This window comes from Cohnella boryungensis (assembly GCF_042651945.1).
GTDB lineage: Bacteria > Bacillota > Bacilli > Paenibacillales > Paenibacillaceae > Cohnella > Cohnella boryungensis.
Genome location: NZ_JBHSED010000074.1, coordinates 43,960 through 62,881 on the forward strand (window position 1 = coordinate 43,960; position 18,922 = coordinate 62,881).

Sequence of the window (18,922 nt, forward strand, 5' to 3'; positions counted from 1 at the left end):
TGCTCCTCTCAGCCTTGCTCCGCCCCGGAGGGCAGCACTTGAACGGCATAAAGCGCCGCTTGGGTGCGATCGGCCAGATTCAGCTTGCTCAAGATGCTGCTGACGTGCGTCTTTACCGTCTTCTCCGCGACGACAAGCGCTTGCGCAATCTCCTTGTTGCTCAACCCCTTGGTCAGTTGGACGAGCACCTCCAGCTCCCGAGGAGTCAGCAGCTCAAGCGCTTCCTTGGACGACGGCAGCGCCTGCTCGGAGGCGTGAGGCGACAGTTGGGCCAAAAGCGCGCTTGCAATGTCGGGATGCAATTGCACATTGCCTTTATAGGCGCTGCGGATAGCCTCGACCAGTTGCTCCGGAGCCACCTCCTTCAGCATATATCCGATAGCTCCGGTACGAAGAGCCGGCACGATATGACTGCGATCCGAGAAGCTGGTCAGCACGAGCACCTTCGTATCCGGGTAGCTCTCCGCGATCCGCCTGCTGGCCTCTATCCCATCCATGATCGGCATATTCAAATCCATTAGCACCATATCCGGCCGCAGGCTCCCCGTCATCTCGACCACCTCCTGCCCGTTGCGCGCCTCGCCTACGATTTCGAAATCGGGCTGCAGGCCAAGAAAAAATGAAATCCCCTTCAGCACGATCTGATGATCGTCCGCTAGCAATAATCTGATGGTCACGGCTGCTCCTTCTCCTCTAGGCACTTCTCCTCTATGATATGAACCGGAATCGTCACCTTCACGGTCGACGGCTGGCCCTTGCCTCCGGTGATGGCGAGCTTTCCACCAAGCGCCTCGGCGCGCTCGCGCATCGACAGCATCCCCATAGAGAGCTTGCTGCTTCTTGTGCGGCCGGAGAAGCCACGGCCCCGATCCGTAATTTCCAGGCTGGCTTCCTTCTCGTTCTTGCGCAGCCGAATGTAGGCCACGTTGGTTCCCGCATGCTTCTTGACATTATTCAACGCTTCCTGCCCGATTCGCCACAGCGCCTCTTCAATCGCCCGCGGCAGCTCCATGACGCCTTCGGCCTGCTCGAACACCGTCAAGTCGATACGCTGGCCGTATTGCTTCAGGGCGGGAAGCAATCCATTCTCCAGTCCCGCCGGCCGAAGCTGCCAGATCAGCGCCCTCATCTCCTTCAGAACCTCCTGGGACAGGGATCCGATTTCCTGCAGCGAGCGCTCCACCGACGGCTCCTTGCCGGCCAGGATCGCTTCGGCTCCCTTCGCCATGAAGGAGAGGGAAAAAACCTTCTGCAGCACCGAATCGTGCAAATCTCGCGCCATCCGGTTTCTCTCCTCCAGAAGCGCAAGCTCTCCCCGCTGCTCGTTGATCCGCATATTCTCGAAGCTCAACGTGACATGGTAGCCGAGCGAATACAGAAAATCCTCGGGATAATGCTCGAATTGCCGATTGCGCGGACTGCTGATCAGCAGCACTCCGATGGAGTGTCCTCTGGAGCGAAGCGGAATGGCCGCTGCGGAACCGTTCGGCGGCAAGCCCAGCGTATGAAGAATCGCCGCGCAGGCCGCACCCTCATGCGATACGACCACAAGCCGGTCTTCCTCATAAGCGGTGCGCACGATTCCCGCATGCTCGATGCTCAGATCCTTCCAGGTTTCGCTTGCCTGAGCATTCTTGTATTGGGCTCGGAGCGAGAGCTCCCTGTTCCGGCTCATGAACAACGACACATTCGCCCAACGGAACGTATCGCCGATAATCCGCACCGCTTCGACCGGGAGACGGTTCAGATCGGCAGTGGCGTGAATGCGCTGAATCACATCGCCAAGCTTCGCGTACAGCTGCGCGTTCCTCTCCTGCGCCTCATACAGCCGAATGCGCTTGATCGCAGTCCCGATCTGCAGCGCCACGGCTTGCAGAAGGGCAAGCTCGTTCTCGCTAAGCTGTTCCTTCCCCGCCTGAGCGGCATTAAGCAAGCCGAAGCGCTCGCCTCCTGCATTCAGCGGTACGGTGGCATGATGCGTGATTCCCGCGGTATCTCCCATCCCATTATGTATCGCGTAATTAATCCGGGTGCATTCAATAATGTTCACCGCGCGATTCAGCTTGTTCTGTCTAAAACTCTCTATGCAGGCACAGTTGTCTCCGCACATCAGCGCATGGCTATTTTCCGCCAATGCGGGAGGCAAACGACGCGAAATAAACCCGATCTGGCCATCAAGATCGTCCATCAGGAAAATCCAGCCCGTTGTAAACCCCGCAACGTCCAGCAGCTTGGCCAGCGCATCGGTCAGCATGGAATCCATTTCGTTGGCCGAGTTGAGAAACTCCGCAATTTCCTTAAGCGCAAGAAGCTCATTCGTACGAATATCCTTCATGGCTCTCTCCCTTTTCCCTGCTGCGTTCGCGTTCCTCCCTCTTGTCCTTCCGAACGACAGGGCTTTCGTTCAGATGAGTATATACGAAGATCAGGGACGCTGACAACTCCGGGAAAAGCGTCTCGGACCCGATTCGGGAAGGCTGCGGAACGCCAAAAGCAGGGATGTCCCTTAACGAAGCGGTTCATCCCTGCTGCTTATCGGCTCATTGCGTAATTTGATGGACGTTGCGGTCGGCCGGCACTTCCTCCGGCAGCTTCTTGGAGGCGCTGGGCACCTCGCGCGGTCGATTGTGAATGTCTTCAGAGGAGCAAATGACAATCGTTGTCGCGCCGCCATACGCGAACGCGCGAATGAGAATCGGCTGATCGTACGGATTCAGAAACACGAAGTCCGGTCCCTGCCAGCTTACGGTCGCGTCGCGTCCCGGCGGCACGTAGCTCACGTTGCGGCTATGCGAGTAGCGCCTTACGATCTTCATGCCCGCGCGGTCTACCGCGTTAAACAAGGTTGAGGAGATTTGACAGATGCCTCCGCCGATCCCCTCCGAAATTTCCCCCCTTACAATTACTTTCGCTCGTTTATAGCCTTTTTCGGTCGTTCGCTCGCCGACAACGGCATTAAAGGAGAAGGTTTCTCCCGGAAAGACATACCTGTTGTTGATCGCCTTGGCGGCCAGATCGATATTATGGGAACGGCTCTTATTGCTTGAATTGTAATAGGTCGTATACTGACCGATGGCCTTCTCCTTAAGCATGGACAACAGCTCGCTGTCCACTCTGGGGAAGACGACTTTTCTGGGCAATGCCAATGACGGGTTCCCGCCTTCGAAGATGAATCGGTAAATGCCGTCCAGGAACGCTTGCCGATCCAGGCGATATCCGCTTTTCTCGGCAATAATGGCGCCGCGGGCGTCCAGATGGGCATCGACAGACTCCCGGTTCGCTAGCCGCTCGACCTTTCGGGTCAGGCTCGCCAAAACCTCGTCATTCAGAATCGGAGTTCCCGGCAAGGGAAAGACGAGCTCGGAGCGAGCCACGTCGGCTACTTCCTGCCCCTCGACTTGAAGAGAGAGCCGTTCCGGCCCGGCTATGGATTGGACGAGCAGCAGCGCTCCCGCGATCCAGCTCAGTATCACGGCGAAGCCTCCATTTCTTCATGACAGCCAAGTCTATTCTACTGCTTCAACCCCCTTACGTTGCGCCAAAGTCGCGCGAGTTATCCTACATAAAAACAATTCGGCAGGTGGAAAATAAAAACGGAAAACGCTGAACTAGACGGAGGAGTTCGAATGAAACGAAGCGCAGGAAAATACGGATGGCGACAGATCGCGGCAGCATTGACAGCTGTCTGGCTTCTGGGAAGCTGCGCGTCATCCGTCTATGCCGACGACAAAATAGCTCGCGAGCCGGAGTTATCTATCATCGTCCGCTCCAGTTCCTCGTCCATGCTGTTCAGCAGACTGGAGATCGACAGTCCCTCCCTCCTGAGGGAGCTTCGGGCGGCTCGCGCGGAAACGGCCGGAAGGACTCCGTTCTTCCCCGATATTGAAGTCGAGTGGCGTCCCGACTCCCGTAGCCGCGTTTACCGGCTTGACCACACGGGCCATCTTCTGAGCCCGGAAACGAATCACAGACTGCCGCTTCCCAATTCCGCCGCGGCGCGCATGCTCGCCTACGCACGCATACTGAGAAATCGCCACTACGGCAAGCTCGTGCCCTGGAGCGAAGCGCGCCGCCTCGTTGCCCGCAAGAGCATCTTCACGCTGACGGATTTGGAAAGCGGACTTTCCTTTCGCGTCCAGCGCCGGGCGGGCAGCAGCCATGCCGATGTGCAGCCCTTATCCAAGGAAGATTCCGCCACGATGAAACGAATATACGGGGGCCGCTGGAGCTGGCAACGCAGAGCCGTTCTCGTCGGTACGGCCAGCCACCGCTTGGCCGCCTCCATGAACGGCATGCCTCACGGCGGGGACGGCATACCCGATAACGGCTTTAACGGACATTTCTGCGTGCACTTCCTGGACAGCACCTCGCACCGGTCGGAGACGCCCGATTGGGGCCATCAGCTGAGAGTGCATCAAGCCGCAGGCAGCCTGAGCCGTTATTTCTCCTCCTCTCCTCCGCTCACCTTGGCCCTTAGCTTTGTCGAAGCATTGAATAGCAAGGATACGGATATGCTGGCGCTGCTCCGGGAACAGGCTCCGCAGGCAAGCTTCCAGGCGTTGGATTCCTTCCTGAACGAGCTGGAGTCGATTGCCGTCAGGGGCAAACGCGAAGCTCGCCCGGACGCTCCTTCCTCCCAGGAGGACGAACGTCTAAGCGCCGAGATCGAGCTGCCGGTGCGCATTCGCCGAATAGAGGGCCGTTCGGTCGACGCCAAGCTCCGATTCTCTTTCGAGAAAAGCTCTATAGGTTCTTCATGGCGGCTGATCGGGGTGTCCTCCAACGTCCCGGGCATCTCATTCTAATAGCTAATCTGACAAGAAGGGGAGCGTGCCTGCGCTCTCCTCTTTTTGTCTGAATGCAGCGCGCGCTGGCCGGAACGGAGCTTTTTGCATCTGGACAGGAGTCCGACTAAAATAGACTTATTGAAGGAGGAAGCCCCATGCCCAATTCGCGCAAATGGTCCGATCGCATTCGATGGATGCTGCTCAATCAGAAAGTCGTGCTGTTTCTCTTCGTTATTTTGCTCATTAGCCTAAACATCTTGGTTTTGGACAAAATCTCGTACGTGTTTCACCCCTTTATCGTTATCCTGGAAACGGTATTCCTTCCTTTCCTTCTAACCGGCGTAGCCTTCTATCTTCTGAATCCGATCGTAGATTATCTGGAAAGCCGCAAAGTGCGGAGAGTCTATTCCATCCTCGCCCTCTATCTGCTCATCATCGGACTGCTGACGCTGCTGATTATGAAAGTCGTACCGCTGCTCAGCCAGCAAATCGCCAGTCTCATCGAGCAATTCCCGGCCTATAGCCAGGACGCGAAGCAGCAATTCGACGAGTGGGTAGGCAGCGAGTATGCGAACGAATTGCAGAAAATGCTCGGAATCGATACGGCCAAGCTCGTAAACGAATTCTCGTCGCGCGCGTCCTCGCTTCTCAGCAACGCTTGGTCCGGCATCGGCGGTCTGGTCAGCAAAATCACCGAAACGGTGCTGGCGATCATTACGGTTCCGTTTATCCTGTTCTACCTGCTCAAGGACCGGAAGAAGCTGAATCCGTTCGTGCTCGGGTTCATTCCCACCCGGCTGAGAAACCGCTCCTTCAACGTCATGCTTGAAATGAACCACCAGATCAGTTCTTACATACGCGGCCAGATTATCGTCAGCGCCTGTATCGGCGTACTGCTCTATATCGGCTATCTGATCATCGGTCTCGATTATTCGCTTGTGCTTGCCGTAATTGCCGCCTGCACGAGCATCGTGCCTTATCTAGGGCCTGCAATCGCCATTACCCCTGCGTTAATCGTGGCCATGATGACCTCGCCGATCATGCTGCTCAAGATGATCGTCATCTGGACGATCGTGCAGCTGATCGAAGGCAAGTTCATCTCTCCGCAGATCATGGGCAAGTCGATGCGGGTCCATCCCGTCACGATTATTTTCGTTATCATCGCAGCCGGCAATTTGTTCGGCATTATCGGCATCATCCTGGCCGTTCCCGGATATGCCATCCTGAAGGTCATCGCCACGCACTTGTTCCGCTGGTTCAAGAAACGTACAGGCTTGTATGACGAAGAGCCGACGACAGAGTCCCCGGCAACGGAATAAAATCGCAAGAAGACTAACCGCCATGAGGTTGGTCTTCTTGGCAGATACACATGTGCACAAGCGTCTGGGCCGATTACATAACATTTTGGGCAAACAACATATCCGATATCGAGAAAGATACGAGCTTGTTGTTTTCAGTCTTGAAGGAAACGAGATAGGTCGTAAGCTTTCGATCTCTATCATTGGTAATTTCGTTTAACTTCTGATAATCGCCTCCTGTTTTTTCGAACAGGTACGTGAGATAACCCGCTTCCGAGCTTGTGGGTGTGAGACCGTAAGTGACAAGAGGATCGCCGCTCCCGTTGGCGAATCCAATATTCCGCATGGTCACGAACCGGTCGTCTCCCCCTACGTCGGTAACTTGAAAGGATACAGCCCGGTCTAGTCTATACCCGATAGCCAGCCCGTCTTCATATCTGAGAATTTCGATGGGGCTGTTTCCCTTCGTTGTGAGGATTTCCTCTGTGGCCGCTCCGACGATGTCCTCCGCTTCGGACTTGCGCATCCCATAGCTGAGTTGCTTTCTCTTCTGCTTGTCATATAGGGCCAAATCCAGCTTCGTGAATTCGTCAGGAGTATAATCGTAGTTCGGCAGCGCGGAAGCCCCGCTCAACCAGCCATACCTTTCGTTCAAGAAGTAGGCTGTCGTCCCCAGCAATACAAGACTCGCTATCACTCCGATCACGATACGTTTAAGATTTGATATGTTCGACTTTGCTGTTTCCATGCCTTAGTATTCTCCTCTTTGATGTTTGAATTGCGGAACGCTTGACTCGAATCCTCCTATTAGTTTCCTTTTTACCCACTTTTCCGCATATGAACATTCGACAATTTTCCAGAGTATTCCTTCTTGATAATCCTTAAAGATTTCCTTTACATAGCAAATAGGCTGAGCCTCGGCTCAACCTATTTGCGCAAATTGCAAGCGGGTCGTCAATGGTGTGTGCTTGCCGCAGTAATCCGGTAAGTGCAGCCGGCCTCAGTCGGAAAGCGGTAAAGCTGCGGGGCTGCTGTCCCGTCCTGAAGTTCTTTTGTCTCTGCGAAGGCTTCCATCGCAAGTAACGATGGGACTGCAGCGGACTCATTCTTCGCACGAATCGGCTCTCGGGAGCGAATCGTGCACGTTTCGCCTGCCAGGGAAGTCAGCAGCGCCTCTTGAAGACGGCCCTCCGACCAAGTCAGGCTCACCTCGAAGCCTCCGCGCGCGCGCAAGCCGCGAACGCTGCCCTCCTTCCAGGCGCTTGGCAGCGCAGGCAGCCATTCGATCGTCCCTCCGTGAGATTGCAGCAGCATTTCGGCAATGGCCGCCGTCACGCCGAAATTACCGTCAATCTGAAACGGAGGGTGGGCGTCGAACAGATTGGGATATACTCCGCCCCCGACAAAGCTGATTCCGTCGTCCTCCGCCGGACGAAGCAGGTTGGCGATCAGCCGCAATGCCCGGTCTCCCTCGCGGAATCGGGCCCATAGAGCTACCTTCCACGCCAGGCTCCAGCCCGTTCCGTCGTCTCCTCTTCGCTCCATGGATACCCGGGCGGCATGGGACAACGCTTCCTGCTCGCCAATGTCCGGCTCATAGCCCGGATAAATGCCGTAGAGGTGAGAGACATGGCGATGCTGCACATCCTCATCCTCATAATCCGCGGACCACTCCTGCAGTTGGCCGTGCTTGCCCACCCGATAAGAGGGCAATCGGGAGAGCGAGACAGACAGCGTCTCGACCAGCTCTTCATCTTGCCGAAGAAGGCGGGCTGCCTCGATGCAATGGCCGAATAGCTCCCGGATGAGAGTGACGTCCATCGTGACCGTCTCGCTCAAGGCCGACTCCCTGCCGCTGGCGTCTACGAACCGATGCTCCGGCGAGGTAGAAGGCGACGTCATAAGACCTCCCTGCCCATCCTCGACGAGCCAATCCAGACAGAACAGCGCCGCATCCTTCATGATCGGATAAGCGTATTCGCGCAAATACGCGGCATCCCGGCCGAAAGCATAGTGCTCCCACAAATGCTGGCACAGCCATACGCCACCCATCGGCCAATTCGCCCAAAGCGGGTTGCCGTGCCCGTAGTCTCCGGGAGGCGCGGATTGCCGCCATAGATCCGAGTTATGATGCGCCGTCCATCCTCGACAACCGTAGTTCGTCTCGGCGGTTATCCGACCGTTCGCGGCCAGCTCGCCGATAAACCGCAATAAGGGCTCATGACATTCGGACAGATTGCCGACCTCCGCCGGCCAATAGTTCATCTGTGCGTTAATGTTCAGCGTGTAATTGCAGCTCCATACCGGACGCACCTGATGGCTCCAGATGCCTTGCAGGTTCGTTGGCTGAGTTCCCTTCCTGGAGCCGGCAATCATCAAGTAACGTCCATATTGGAAGAGAAGCTCGACGAGCTGCGGATCGTTCGCGCCATATTCCGCGATTCGCTTGTCCGTCGACAGCTCGCCTCGGTCATCGGCAGGGCCGAGCTTCAGCTCCACTCGGCCGAACAGCTCCCGATAATCGTTCAAATGCTTGTCCAGCAGCGCTTCGTAGGGCTGCGCCATAGCCGCGGCCAATCGGGATCTGGCTAGCTCCTCCGCCAACCGGCCATCGGCATCCGGCAGCTGGTCGAAGCCCTTAAAGCTTGTTCCCGCTGCGAACAGCAGCGTGACCTCCGTCGCGCCTTCAACGTGCAGACCCTCGGAATCGCATCTGACGATAGCCTGACTGTCCGCTTGAACGCCAATCCGCCCTTCAAAGCGAATAGCCCTAGAGCTCGCCGGATCTCCATACCTGACCGGCTCGTCCGTCGGATAATAATTAGGGTCGACGTTTTCCGGGCATATCCCTCTCAGCACCAGCTCCTTCTCTTCCCTAGAGCGGGTCGACCGAAGCGGGCTGCTTAACTCGGCTTTGAATGCGAGCATCCGTTCGCGGCTTGCGGTCAATCGCAGCACCAGCACACGGTCCGGATGCGAGACGAACGCTTCCCGGCAATATTCGACTTGCCCGATGCGATAACGAACCCGCGCAACGCCGTCCTCCAAGTCAAGCTCGCGGCGATAAGCCTCCGCCAGATTGCCATGGAAGAAGGACAATTGAAGCTGCCCCAGAGGCATGTAGGTTTGCGTGTACGGTCCCATCATCGACGCCCGGCTGAGCCGCTCGGCTTCTTCATGCCGCCCGTCGGCAATCAGCTTCCTCAGCCGAGGCAGAGCGTCTCTGCCAAGCGGGTTGTTCCAGTCGCGGGGATAGCCCGACCACAGCGTGTCCTCATTGAGCTGCAGCCGCTCCAGATCCACTCCGCCGTACACCATGGCCCCAAGCGAGCCGTTTCCTAGGGGAAGCGCCTCCGTCCATACATCTGCCGGCTTGCGGTAATGCAGCTTCATTGTCCCTTGCTCCAGTACTCGTCGAGAATCGCTTGGACGCGAACGACCTGACCGCCCGACCTCATGCTCCTCTCCATCGCCTCCATTAACGCCAAGGTGCGCACAGCTTCATGAACATCCGGCAATGGCGTTGCGTCACTGTCCAGGCAGTCGGCGAAATACTCGATATAGTTCTGGTACTCCCCGGCGTGATGGCTTTTTCCTTCAAACCGGAAGTAATACGGATCCTTCTCCTCATAGGCGTGCGCAGCATTGCCCTCGCCCTCGAAGTGCGTGTTATAGCGCAAGCTCGGATATTCGCCCCGAGTCGTTCCTTTCGTGCCGCGCAGCACGCAGCTAATCGACGGCTCGATGGCCTGCTCGAACGTCGGCAGAGTGTAGCTGCCCGCTACGGTCGCAATTCTGCCTTGCTCGTCGCGAAGAATGAAGCGCATCGAATCCCAGGTTTCCAGCCCGTGGGCCGCATTGTTGGCGCTGCTTCGGCCAAATCCGGCAACCTCGCTCACCTCCGGCAAATACCAGCGCACAAGATCGACGGCATGAATCATAAAGCCGTACATCCAGCTAAAGCCCTTTTGCCGGCTCCAAGCTTTCTCCAGAAACCAGCGTCCATCCGTAATGTAATGAGCCTCTACCGTCTCCAGGTCGCCGTTGCGGCCTTGATCGTAATCCTCCCGCTGCTTGATCATCGGCTCGAAGAAACGGGTGCTTTGGCCGACGAATACCTTTTTCCCCGTTCTCTGCTGAACCTCGATCAATTCCTTTGCCCCTTCCAGAGAAGGGAGCAACGGCTTCGTGCAGACCACGTGCTTACCCGCCTCCAGCGCCTGGCAGACATGCTTCAGATGAAGCTGGTCGGGGGTATAGATGGCGATGACTTCAATCGTCGGATCGTCCAGCAGTTCCTGATAATCCGTCGTCCACTCCGAGAAGCCGAACTCCTTGGCGCGCTGGGCGCAAATCTCTTCATTCAGATCGCATACCTTAACCAGCTTCCAACGCTCGCTCTGCAGCGCCGCCGACATAATGCTCCGTCCCTCTCCCAAGCCGACAACACCCAATGTATAAACCTTTTTCTGTTCCATCTCTGCACTCTCCCCAATCGTCTTTGCATTCACAGTATAAGCATTCTGCGACCTTTGCCGCGTCCCGCGCCTCTCGGCTCGCTCCATCGTCGCATTCTGCGACCATGCCCACGCCTCGCGCCTCTCGGCACGCTCCATCGTCGCATTCTGCGACCATACCCGCGCCCCGCGCTTCTCCGCTCGCTCCACCGTCGCATTCTGCGACCTTAGCCGCGTCTCGCGCTTCTCCGCTCGCTCCACCGTCGCATTCTGCGACCATACCCGCGCCCCGCGCTTCTCCGCTCGCTCCATCGTCGCATTCTGCGACCATACCCGCGCCCCGCGCTTCTCCGCTCGCTCCATCGTCGCATTACGCGACTTACGCGCTCGCCGCGCCTCTCCACGCGCCTCATCGTCGCATTCTGCGACTATGGCCGCGCCTCGCGCCTCTCCGCTCGCTCCATCGTCGCATTCTGCGACTATACCCGCGTCCCGCGCCTCTCGGCTCGCTCCATCGTCGCATTCTGCGACCATGCCCACGCCCCGCGCCTCTCGGCACGCTCCATCGTCGCATTCTGCGACCATACCCGCGCCCCGCGCTTCTCCGCTCGCTCCATCGTCGCATTCTGCGACTATACCCGCGTCTCGCACCTCTCGGCACGCTCCACCGTCGCATTCTGCGACTATACCCGCGTCTCGCGCTTCTCCGCTCGCTCCATCGTCGCATTCTGCGACCATACCCGCGCCCCGCGCTTCTCCGCTCGCTCCATCGTCGCATTCTGCGACCATACCCGCGTCCCGCGCCTCTCCGCTCGCTCCATCGTCGCATTCTGCGACCTTAGCCGCGTCTCGCGCTTCTCCGCTCGCTCCATCGTCGCATTATGCAACTATAGCCGCGCCTTTCGCCACCTGCAACTGAAGCGGTCCGCCCCGTCGGCAAGCACGCATCGGCACTATTTCAAGAAAAGCTCGATTACCGGCACCGTAACGTTAGGCTTTTTGACCGGAAGCTGCAGCGTCAGCGTTCCCGCCGGACGGCCCTCGTCGAATGCGCCGGCCTCCATCGTCATCGACTGCTCTCCGTCCACGAAGCGGACTTCAGAGGCGTCGTTCAGCAACTGGGCGTAGGCGATCTTTCCGGCGAACCCGGGAAGATGCAACTGCTTGAAGGGCCAGGCGAACAGGTGCAGATACAGCCGGTTCTTGCCGGGATGGTACGTGAACCGACAATCCTGCGGACATTCGTAAGCTTCCGGTGCAGCCGTGCACCCTTGAATCGCCGAACGATGGCGGCGCATCCATTCGCCAATCCCCTTCAGCCTCTCCACCGCACGCTCGTCGAACTCGCCGCGGCCTGTCGGACCGACGTTCAACAGCAGATTGCCGCCCTTGGACACCGTATCCACCAGCATCTGAACGAGCATCTCGACGCTTTTCCAAGATTCTTCGTCCCGGTAATAGCCCCAGGACCCGCTGAACGTTTGACAGGCTTCCCAGACGACCCGCTTGCCGTTGACCTGAATCCATTCCCGCGGCTGATACTGCTCGGGGGTCGTAATATCGCCCGGGATTTCCAATCGGTCGTTAAGCATAATATCCGGACGCAGCTCGCGGATCATCTTCACCAGCTTCTCGCTCTGCCAGGCTTCCTTGCCCTTGCCCGCGAAGCCTTCCTCGGCCGCAATGGAGAAATCGTAGAACAGTACGTCAATGTCGCCGTACTCCGTCAGCAGCTCTCTTGTCTGGCCGAACAGATAATCGACGTATCGGGAAAAATCCCGCTCCTTGCTCTGCGCCACGAAATTCGGATCGTAGCGCAGCGGATGCTTCACGTCCACCGTGTAGTGGTCATGATGCCAGTCCAGCAAGGAGTAATACAGGCCCGTGCGAATGCCCTTGTCCCGGAACGCGTCCAGCATCGGACGAAGCACGTCCTTGCCATGGGGCGTATTCGTCGCCTTGTATTCCGTCAGCTTCGAGTCCCACAGACAGAAGCCCTCGTGATGCTTGGCCGTCACAACCATGTACTTCATCCCCGCATCCGCGGCAAGCTGCGCCCACAGCTCGGGATCGTACAGATCGGGATCGAAACGGCGAAAATACTTGTCGTACTGCTCATTGGTCAGGTGCTCGCGCCCCTTCATCCATTCGTGCCGCGCGCCGAGCGCATAAAGCCCCCAATGAATGTACATGCCGAAGCGGGCTTCGGTGAACCATTTCGTTCTGTCTTCGTTCATGCTGCCGTCCTCCTTCAGCCTTTAACCGACCCGGATGTCATTCCGGAAATAATGTATTTCTGACCGAGCAAATAAATCAGAATAACCGGCAGCGTCGTCAATACGATATCCGCGGATACCAGATTCCAGCTGACCGAGAATTGTCCGAAGAAATTGTAGACGGCAAGCGTCATCGGCCAATAGTTCGAATTGTTCAGATAGTACAGCGGAAGCACGAAGTCGTTCCACGAGCCCATGAAGTTCAGAATCGCTACGGTAACGAGCACTGGCGTTAGCAGCGGAAGCACGATGTAGGCGAACAGCCGCAGCGGAGAGCTTCCGTCCACGATGCCCGCTTCATCCAGCTCTCTCGGCACGGAGCCGATAAAGCCGTAGATCAGGAACACGCTGAACGGAATGGTCGTCACCGCCAGCAGGATGATCATTCCCAGCTGGGTGTTGATCAGATGAGTGAACTGCATGACCTTCGTCAAGGTAACGAAGTTCATCGGCATCGCAATGCCAAGGATCAGGAAAAAATACAATGCCTTGTTCAGCTTCGTGCGGTTGCGCGAGAAGATATAGGCCGCGACGGACGAGAGCAGCAATCCGAGCGCCGTCGATACCGTCGCGTACAGCAGACTGTTCAGGAAAGAAGAAATCAGCTTGCCTTGCTCGATGACGATGGAGTAATTGTCCCATTGCAATGCTTTCGGCAGGCTCATGCTCATGGTGTTCGCCTCGCCCTTCGTCTTGAACGAGTTGATGACCATCAGCACCATCGGCACGAACATGAACAGGCTCAGCCCCCAGGCAAAAGCGTTCTTGAGCAAACTCAGCAATCCTTTGCCCATTAGTGATCTCCCTCCTCTTTCGCCATCAGCCGGATCACGAAGTAGCCGACCAGCGTCATGAATACGAACAGCAGCGACGAGATGGCCGTGCCCACCCCATAGCGGCCCATGGAAAACTCCTTAAAGATGGACGTGTACAGCACGTCCGTCGCGTAGCCGGGACCCCCGTTGGTCAGAACATAGACGACCTCGAACACTTTAAGCCCATGCAGCAGATTCAGCACCGTAGTCACGACCAGGGCCGGCATCAGCAACGGAATCGTGACGGATTTGAGCTTGTGCCAGGCGTTCGCCCCGTCGATTTCCGCCGCCTCGTAATACGATTTGGAGATCGATTGCAGACCGGCCAGCAAAATGATCATAATGTAGCCGACGCCCTTCCAGGTATCGACGGCAATGATCGATTTGAACGCCCAGTTGACGTCGACGAGCCATTTCTGGGCCAGAAAATCGAGTCCGATAAAGCGCAGGGATTCATTCAGAAGACCCGTTGCCGGATTGAGAATCGACTTGAAGATCAGTCCGACGACGAGCATCGGGATAATCGCGGGCATGAAGATCATGACGCGGTGAAAGCCTTTGAAGCGGATGCCTTCGTTCAGCGCCAGCGCGAACAGAAGGCCGAGCACCGTCTTCAGCACGACGGTTGAGAACGTGAAGTTGAGCGTGTTGCGGATATAGCTCAAGTAGTGCTCTCCGGAGGAGAAAATGACGCTAAAGTTATCGAAGCCGATAAACTTGATTTCGTTCGAATAGCTGTTCCAGTCGGTAAACGAATAGTAGAAGCCCATCAGTCCCGGCGCGATAAAGAACACCGCGTACAGCGCGATCGTCACAAAGGTGAAATACAGCGGATAGGTTTTGTTTTTCAGCATGCTTGTTCATCTCCACTCGCTACGGCATCCTCAGACCCGTTTTATCTTTCCGGCCGGAAAAAAAGGCTCCGCCGTCCTGGAGGCAACAATCCGGCAGACGCGCAGCGTCCTCACGTTTTGTTGAGCTTTGCGACGGCGAAACCTTCCATGCTTGGCTGCTGTCCTGCCTTATTTCGTCCAGGCCGGATCCTTGGCAACCTTCGCCATGTCGGACCTGCGCTTATCGATGCTCTTCAGCACGTCGACCGGCTGGAGCGCATTTCCGAACATACCCACCAGATCCTTGCCCATGTCCATCCATTGCGGATTCACATAGTTGACATAGTTCTGGATATCCGTTCCCTTCTCGGGATACATCTCGTGCAGCTTCTTCTGCTCGTCGGTGTACTTGTCCTTAAGCCCCGCGAAGTTCAGGTTGGAGACGGTCGGGTCGTTGTCCAGCAGGTACTGCAGGTTCTCAGGCTTGGCCAGGTAAGCCAAATATTGCTTGGCTTCCTCGATATGCTTGGAGCCGGAATAGATGAACTTGCTCGGACCGCCCGGATTGACATAATAAACCTGGTTGTCGGCCAGCGGAATAACGAAGTACCCGAAGTCGGTCGCTTTCAGATCGGTGCCGAGCTCCTCGATCTCTTTCGGCAGGCTTTGGTTCGCGAGAACCATCGCGTATTGACCGCTCGCCATTTTGTTGGCGGATTCAGCGCCGGTATCGGACAGGGCGTTGTCTCCGAAGAAGCCGAGATCGTACATTTCTTTAAGCTGCGTCAGCGCCGTCAGCATCGGCGCGCTGGACTCGAAATTCGTCTTGTTCTCGTTCAGATCGTTGTACAGGTTCGGCTGCAGCTTGTCGTATTGCGGTCCGATTTCGGAGAACCACATCACGTGGTGCCAGCCGTCTGCGACCGGCTCGTACAGAGGCGTGATGCCCTCCTGTTGAATCTTCAGGCCGGCTTCCTTGAATTCCGCGTAGGTCTTCGGAATGGAGAGGCCAAGCTTCTCGAAAATCTTCTTGTTATAGACGATGACGAAGCTGCTGGACGTATCCCAGATCGTCTGCGCGTATACTTTGCCGTTCAAGGACAATTGATCGAGCGACAGCGGGTCTTCGCGTTTCACCCATTCCTGATCGCTCAGATCCACAGCGTTTTTCTCTACGTTGTAGTTGAGGCTGATTTCGCTTTTGCCGCTTTGACCGCCGAACAGGTCGGAGCCTTCTCCGGAATTCAGCTTTGTTTTCAAGACGTTGAAGTATTGATCGGATGGGATAATCTGATAGTCGATATGAATGCCGGTCTCTTCTTCGAATTTCTTGGCCAGCTGCATCTCGGCATCCTTGATCCAGCCTTGGCTGGCGATGTACGTCAAGGTGACGTCCTTCTTCCCGCCCGAAGCATTGCCGGACGCTTCGGATGAAGCGCCGCCGGACGCCGGCGAGCTGCTTGAAGCCCCGTTATTGCTTTTGCCTCCGCAAGCGGACAGCAATCCGGCGATCAGGATGATGGCCGCGAACAACCCTAAAGCTTTTCTCATGTGTTGGCTCCCCCTTAAGATTAAAGCTTGAATCCGTTTTCATGTTTCCCTTGATGCTGTGCCGCTTGATCGGCGGGCATGGCTTTATTATAAAAACAGTTCCTCTTCCGCTCCATGGAGAAAACGGTTACATTTTATGTGTTTATTTTACCGTCCCTTCAATTGGCTTTTGACAAATCCGAATTCCGAAAGCACAATAATAGCATGAAAGCGATCTCAGGGGGAACCGGAACGCCCATGTGGAACAAATTTCGCAACATCCAGACTATTCTGTTCTCCACGTACTCACTTATCATAATTGTCGTATTTACGATTCTCGTTCTATGGTTCTACACCTGGACATCCGATTTATTGAGGAAGAACGCCACCGACTCCCTCGAAAACAACGGCAAATCGATGCAGGAGCAGATTGAATCGGAAATACGCAAGATGAACGACGTCTCGTTGAACGTCATGTACTCTAATCTGGTCAAGAACCGCTTCAAGCAATATCTCTCCGACATCGATAACGGCGCGTCGGAGCCCGTAGATCCGGCCATCCCTCAAGCCAGCGAGCCGCTTGAAAGCGCCAAGGAGCTGGCCGAGATTTTGACGGCGGCCATCGGTCCCTCCCGACCGGTAGAGCAGCTGTACTTGTACGACTTCAAGAACAAGGTATACGGTAACGGCTTCGACAACCGTGAACGCTACTATGATCCGAAGAAGAAATTCTGGTACGACGAGGTCGTAAGCAGCGATGCGACCAAGATCATTACGCCTCCGGTTATCGATGAGGAAATGTCCAAATATATTTCCTCCCGCGACAAACAATATTCGATGTCCCTGTTCCGGCTGTTCTACGATACGTACAACGTGCCGATCGGCATCGTCGAGGTCAAGCAGTACTACAATCGGATCATGCGAAGCGTGCTCGATTACAAGCGGGACAATCCCGATCAGGAGAGCGTGCTCGTCTATACGGATGCGGGAGAAATTCTGTACCCGCTTGAGGCAAATGCAGAGGATTACGAGGCTTATATTCAATACGCCGGCGAGCGGCGAGGGAGTGAAGCGCCCGATCGGTTCACTTCGGCGTTCACGAACCCGCTTACCGGTCATAAGGAGCTGCTGTCCTACCATCATTCGAGCTTTACCGGGTGGAACACGGTGCTGATCGTATCCGAGAACAAGCTGCTCAGCCCGTTGTTCCGCTTTGCCCGCACGACGGTGCTGGTCGCCCTCTTTATTTTGCTGTTTGCGATAGCGCTGTCCTACGTGGCGGCCAAGAGAATCACGTACCCGATTCTGAAGATCCATCGCGCCATCCGCAACATCCGGCTTGACGACCTGGGCTCCGGAAGGGTAGCGACGCAGGAGCTGAACAGCGGCCTGAACGAGCTGGACCAGCTTCACGGCTCGTTCCTGCAGATGAGCGCGCGGCTCAGGCAGTCGATGGACGAGTTGCTGCTGTCCCAGTCCCAGGAGCTTCAATCCAAGCTGGTCGCGCTCCAGACCCAGATGAATCCGCATTTCTTATACAATACGCTGGCGACGATCAGCGCGATGGCCGAGGAGAAAATGAACGAGGAGATCGTCGCGATGTCCGAGAACATGTCCGATATCCTTCGCTACATTTCATCCGACCAGCCTCTCGTTCCTCTGGAAACCGAATTGCTGTACACGGCCAAATATTTGGAGGTCAACGGCCTGAGGCATCGCAGCAAGCTGATGTACGAGTTTGAGATCGCGGAGCGCCTCAAGCGGCTTCAAGTGCCCAAGCTGATCGTGCAGCCGCTGGTCGAGAACGCCTTGAAGTTCGGCACGCTGGAGAAGCCGCCTTGGCGCATTCGAATCAAGGCGGATGTCGCGGATCATCGCTGGCGGATCTCCGTGTCCGATAACGGACCTGGCTTCAGCGAGGATAGCCTAGCCCGCCTTGATCAGAAGATTCGCGAGCTTGGCCGGTCGAACGAAATGCCGGTGCTGCAATTGGGCGGCATGGGTCTGCTTAATATCTACATCCGCTTGAAGCTGACCTATGGGGATTCCGCCCGCTTCGAGCTCGCCAACTCGCCGGAGGGCGGCGCCGTTATCACTATCGGAGGAAAGCTCTCCAACAAGGAGGAATAACCGCATGGATTCGACTTCAACTCCGATTCGGATCGTCGTCGCCGAAGATGAAGAGCTGATTATGAACAATCTGATTCGAAAAATCGAAAATATCGATCCTTCTCTGCAGGTCGTATGCGCGGCCGAAGACGGCAAAGAGGCGCTGAGCTATGTGCGGGACAATCCGGTCGATCTCGTCGTAACGGACATCCACATGCCCGTCATGAATGGAATTTCGCTCATTCGGGAGCTTCATCTGCATTTCCCCCATATCCGGGCCGTCATTACGACCGGCTACGCCGATTTCGAGTACGCCCGTCAGGCGCTGCGCTTCCAGGTCAGCGAATATCTGCTTAAGCCGATCAAGCAGGAGGAGCTGCGCCAAGCCATCTCCCGCGTCAAGCTTTCGATCGACAGCGAGAAATCCTCCTACCGCAACAGCCTGGAATCCATGCGAGCCGGGAGCGATAAGCCGGAGACCATCGTTCAGCTTGTCCAACAGTATCTGAAGGAAAATTTCACCCGGGAGCTAAGTCTGGAAGAAGTCGCTAAAAGCTTTAATTTTACCTCTTCTTACTTGAGCAAAATATTCATCAAGCACACCGGAGCCGCTCCGTCCAAGTACTTGATTGCGCTGAGGATCAACGAAGCGAAGTACCTGCTGACCGAGCACAGACATCTGAGCGTCAAGGAGGTCGGGGAACGGATCGGCTACCCGGACCAGTTTTACTTCAGCCGTCTGTTCAAGCAGGTTACAGGATCTACGCCGAAGGAATTTCAGAAATAAGCCGTATCTGCTATTCGTTAAAGAAAAAAC

At 56.3% G+C, this 18,922-nt stretch carries 15 protein-coding genes; 4 read left to right on the forward strand and 11 right to left on the reverse strand.

The genetic code is table 11. The features are described from left to right. Positions 1–8: 8 nt before the first annotated feature. The 3 genes from ACFO1S_RS27585 to ACFO1S_RS27595 all read right to left on the reverse strand — a co-directional run bounded on the left by ACFO1S_RS27585 (position 9) and on the right by ACFO1S_RS27595 (position 3,473). Positions 9–677, reverse strand: coding sequence for a response regulator (locus ACFO1S_RS27585; protein WP_204602966.1), 669 nt, complete (start codon positions 675–677; stop codon positions 9–11). After that, entirely contained in the window at positions 674–2,335 is a 1,662-nt protein-coding gene (locus tag ACFO1S_RS27590) for a GAF domain-containing sensor histidine kinase (protein ID WP_204602967.1), read from the reverse strand. Before ACFO1S_RS27590 ends, ACFO1S_RS27585 begins: the two co-directional genes overlap by 4 nt. A gap of 205 nt (positions 2,336–2,540) precedes the next feature. Further along, the gene (locus tag ACFO1S_RS27595; protein WP_204602968.1) at positions 2,541–3,473 is read right to left on the reverse strand and encodes a VanW family protein; all 933 of its coding nucleotides are present in this window, start codon (positions 3,471–3,473) and stop codon (positions 2,541–2,543) included. A 153-nt stretch (positions 3,474–3,626) separates the two neighbouring features. Between ACFO1S_RS27595 and ACFO1S_RS27600 the strand changes: the two genes are divergently transcribed. After that, positions 3,627–4,805 carry a hypothetical protein gene (locus ACFO1S_RS27600; protein WP_204602969.1) on the forward strand — a complete coding sequence of 393 codons (1,179 nt, stop codon included), beginning with the start codon at positions 3,627–3,629 and terminating at the stop codon, positions 4,803–4,805. Between the two features lie 137 nt (positions 4,806–4,942). After that, positions 4,943–6,106 carry an AI-2E family transporter gene (locus tag ACFO1S_RS27605; RefSeq protein WP_204602970.1) on the forward strand — a complete coding sequence of 388 codons (1,164 nt, stop codon included), beginning with the start codon at positions 4,943–4,945 and terminating at the stop codon, positions 6,104–6,106. A 73-nt stretch (positions 6,107–6,179) separates the two neighbouring features. Here ACFO1S_RS27605 and ACFO1S_RS27610 read toward each other — a convergent pair whose 3' ends face one another. The 8 genes from ACFO1S_RS27610 to ACFO1S_RS27645 all read right to left on the reverse strand — a co-directional run bounded on the left by ACFO1S_RS27610 (position 6,180) and on the right by ACFO1S_RS27645 (position 16,017). Then, positions 6,180–6,833 carry a hypothetical protein gene (locus ACFO1S_RS27610; RefSeq protein WP_378127961.1) on the reverse strand — a complete coding sequence of 218 codons (654 nt, stop codon included), beginning with the start codon at positions 6,831–6,833 and terminating at the stop codon, positions 6,180–6,182. A gap of 206 nt (positions 6,834–7,039) precedes the next feature. Beyond that, positions 7,040–9,478: a glycoside hydrolase family 95 protein gene (locus ACFO1S_RS27615; protein WP_204602972.1), complete on the reverse strand. Its 2,439-nt coding sequence runs from the start codon at positions 9,476–9,478 to the stop codon at positions 7,040–7,042. Continuing rightward, positions 9,475–11,193: a Gfo/Idh/MocA family oxidoreductase gene (locus ACFO1S_RS27620; protein WP_378127963.1), complete on the reverse strand. Its 1,719-nt coding sequence runs from the start codon at positions 11,191–11,193 to the stop codon at positions 9,475–9,477. Before ACFO1S_RS27620 ends, ACFO1S_RS27615 begins: the two co-directional genes overlap by 4 nt. Before the next feature lie 32 nt (positions 11,194–11,225). Beyond that, entirely contained in the window at positions 11,226–11,429 is a 204-nt protein-coding gene (locus ACFO1S_RS27625; protein WP_204602973.1) for a hypothetical protein, read from the reverse strand. Positions 11,430–11,495: 66 nt separating this feature from the next. Next, positions 11,496–12,779 (reverse strand): alpha-L-fucosidase, encoded by a 1,284-nt coding sequence (locus ACFO1S_RS27630; protein WP_204602974.1) that lies wholly within the window; start codon positions 12,777–12,779, stop codon positions 11,496–11,498. Positions 12,780–12,793: 14 nt separating this feature from the next. Continuing rightward, positions 12,794–13,612 (reverse strand): carbohydrate ABC transporter permease, encoded by an 819-nt coding sequence (locus tag ACFO1S_RS27635; protein ID WP_204602975.1) that lies wholly within the window; start codon positions 13,610–13,612, stop codon positions 12,794–12,796. Then, positions 13,612–14,487 carry a carbohydrate ABC transporter permease gene (locus tag ACFO1S_RS27640; protein ID WP_204602976.1) on the reverse strand — a complete coding sequence of 292 codons (876 nt, stop codon included), beginning with the start codon at positions 14,485–14,487 and terminating at the stop codon, positions 13,612–13,614. Before ACFO1S_RS27640 ends, ACFO1S_RS27635 begins: the two co-directional genes overlap by 1 nt. Before the next feature lie 168 nt (positions 14,488–14,655). Beyond that, positions 14,656–16,017, reverse strand: coding sequence for an ABC transporter substrate-binding protein (locus ACFO1S_RS27645; protein WP_204602977.1), 1,362 nt, complete (start codon positions 16,015–16,017; stop codon positions 14,656–14,658). 237 nt (positions 16,018–16,254) lie between these two features. On the opposite strand from ACFO1S_RS27645, the gene ACFO1S_RS27650 reads away from it, so the two are divergent. Continuing rightward, positions 16,255–18,126 carry a sensor histidine kinase gene (locus ACFO1S_RS27650; RefSeq protein ID WP_204602978.1) on the forward strand — a complete coding sequence of 624 codons (1,872 nt, stop codon included), beginning with the start codon at positions 16,255–16,257 and terminating at the stop codon, positions 18,124–18,126. 4 nt (positions 18,127–18,130) lie between these two features. Beyond that, positions 18,131–18,892 (forward strand): response regulator transcription factor, encoded by a 762-nt coding sequence (locus ACFO1S_RS27655; protein ID WP_204602979.1) that lies wholly within the window; start codon positions 18,131–18,133, stop codon positions 18,890–18,892. The last annotated feature ends 30 nt before the right edge of the window (positions 18,893–18,922 follow it).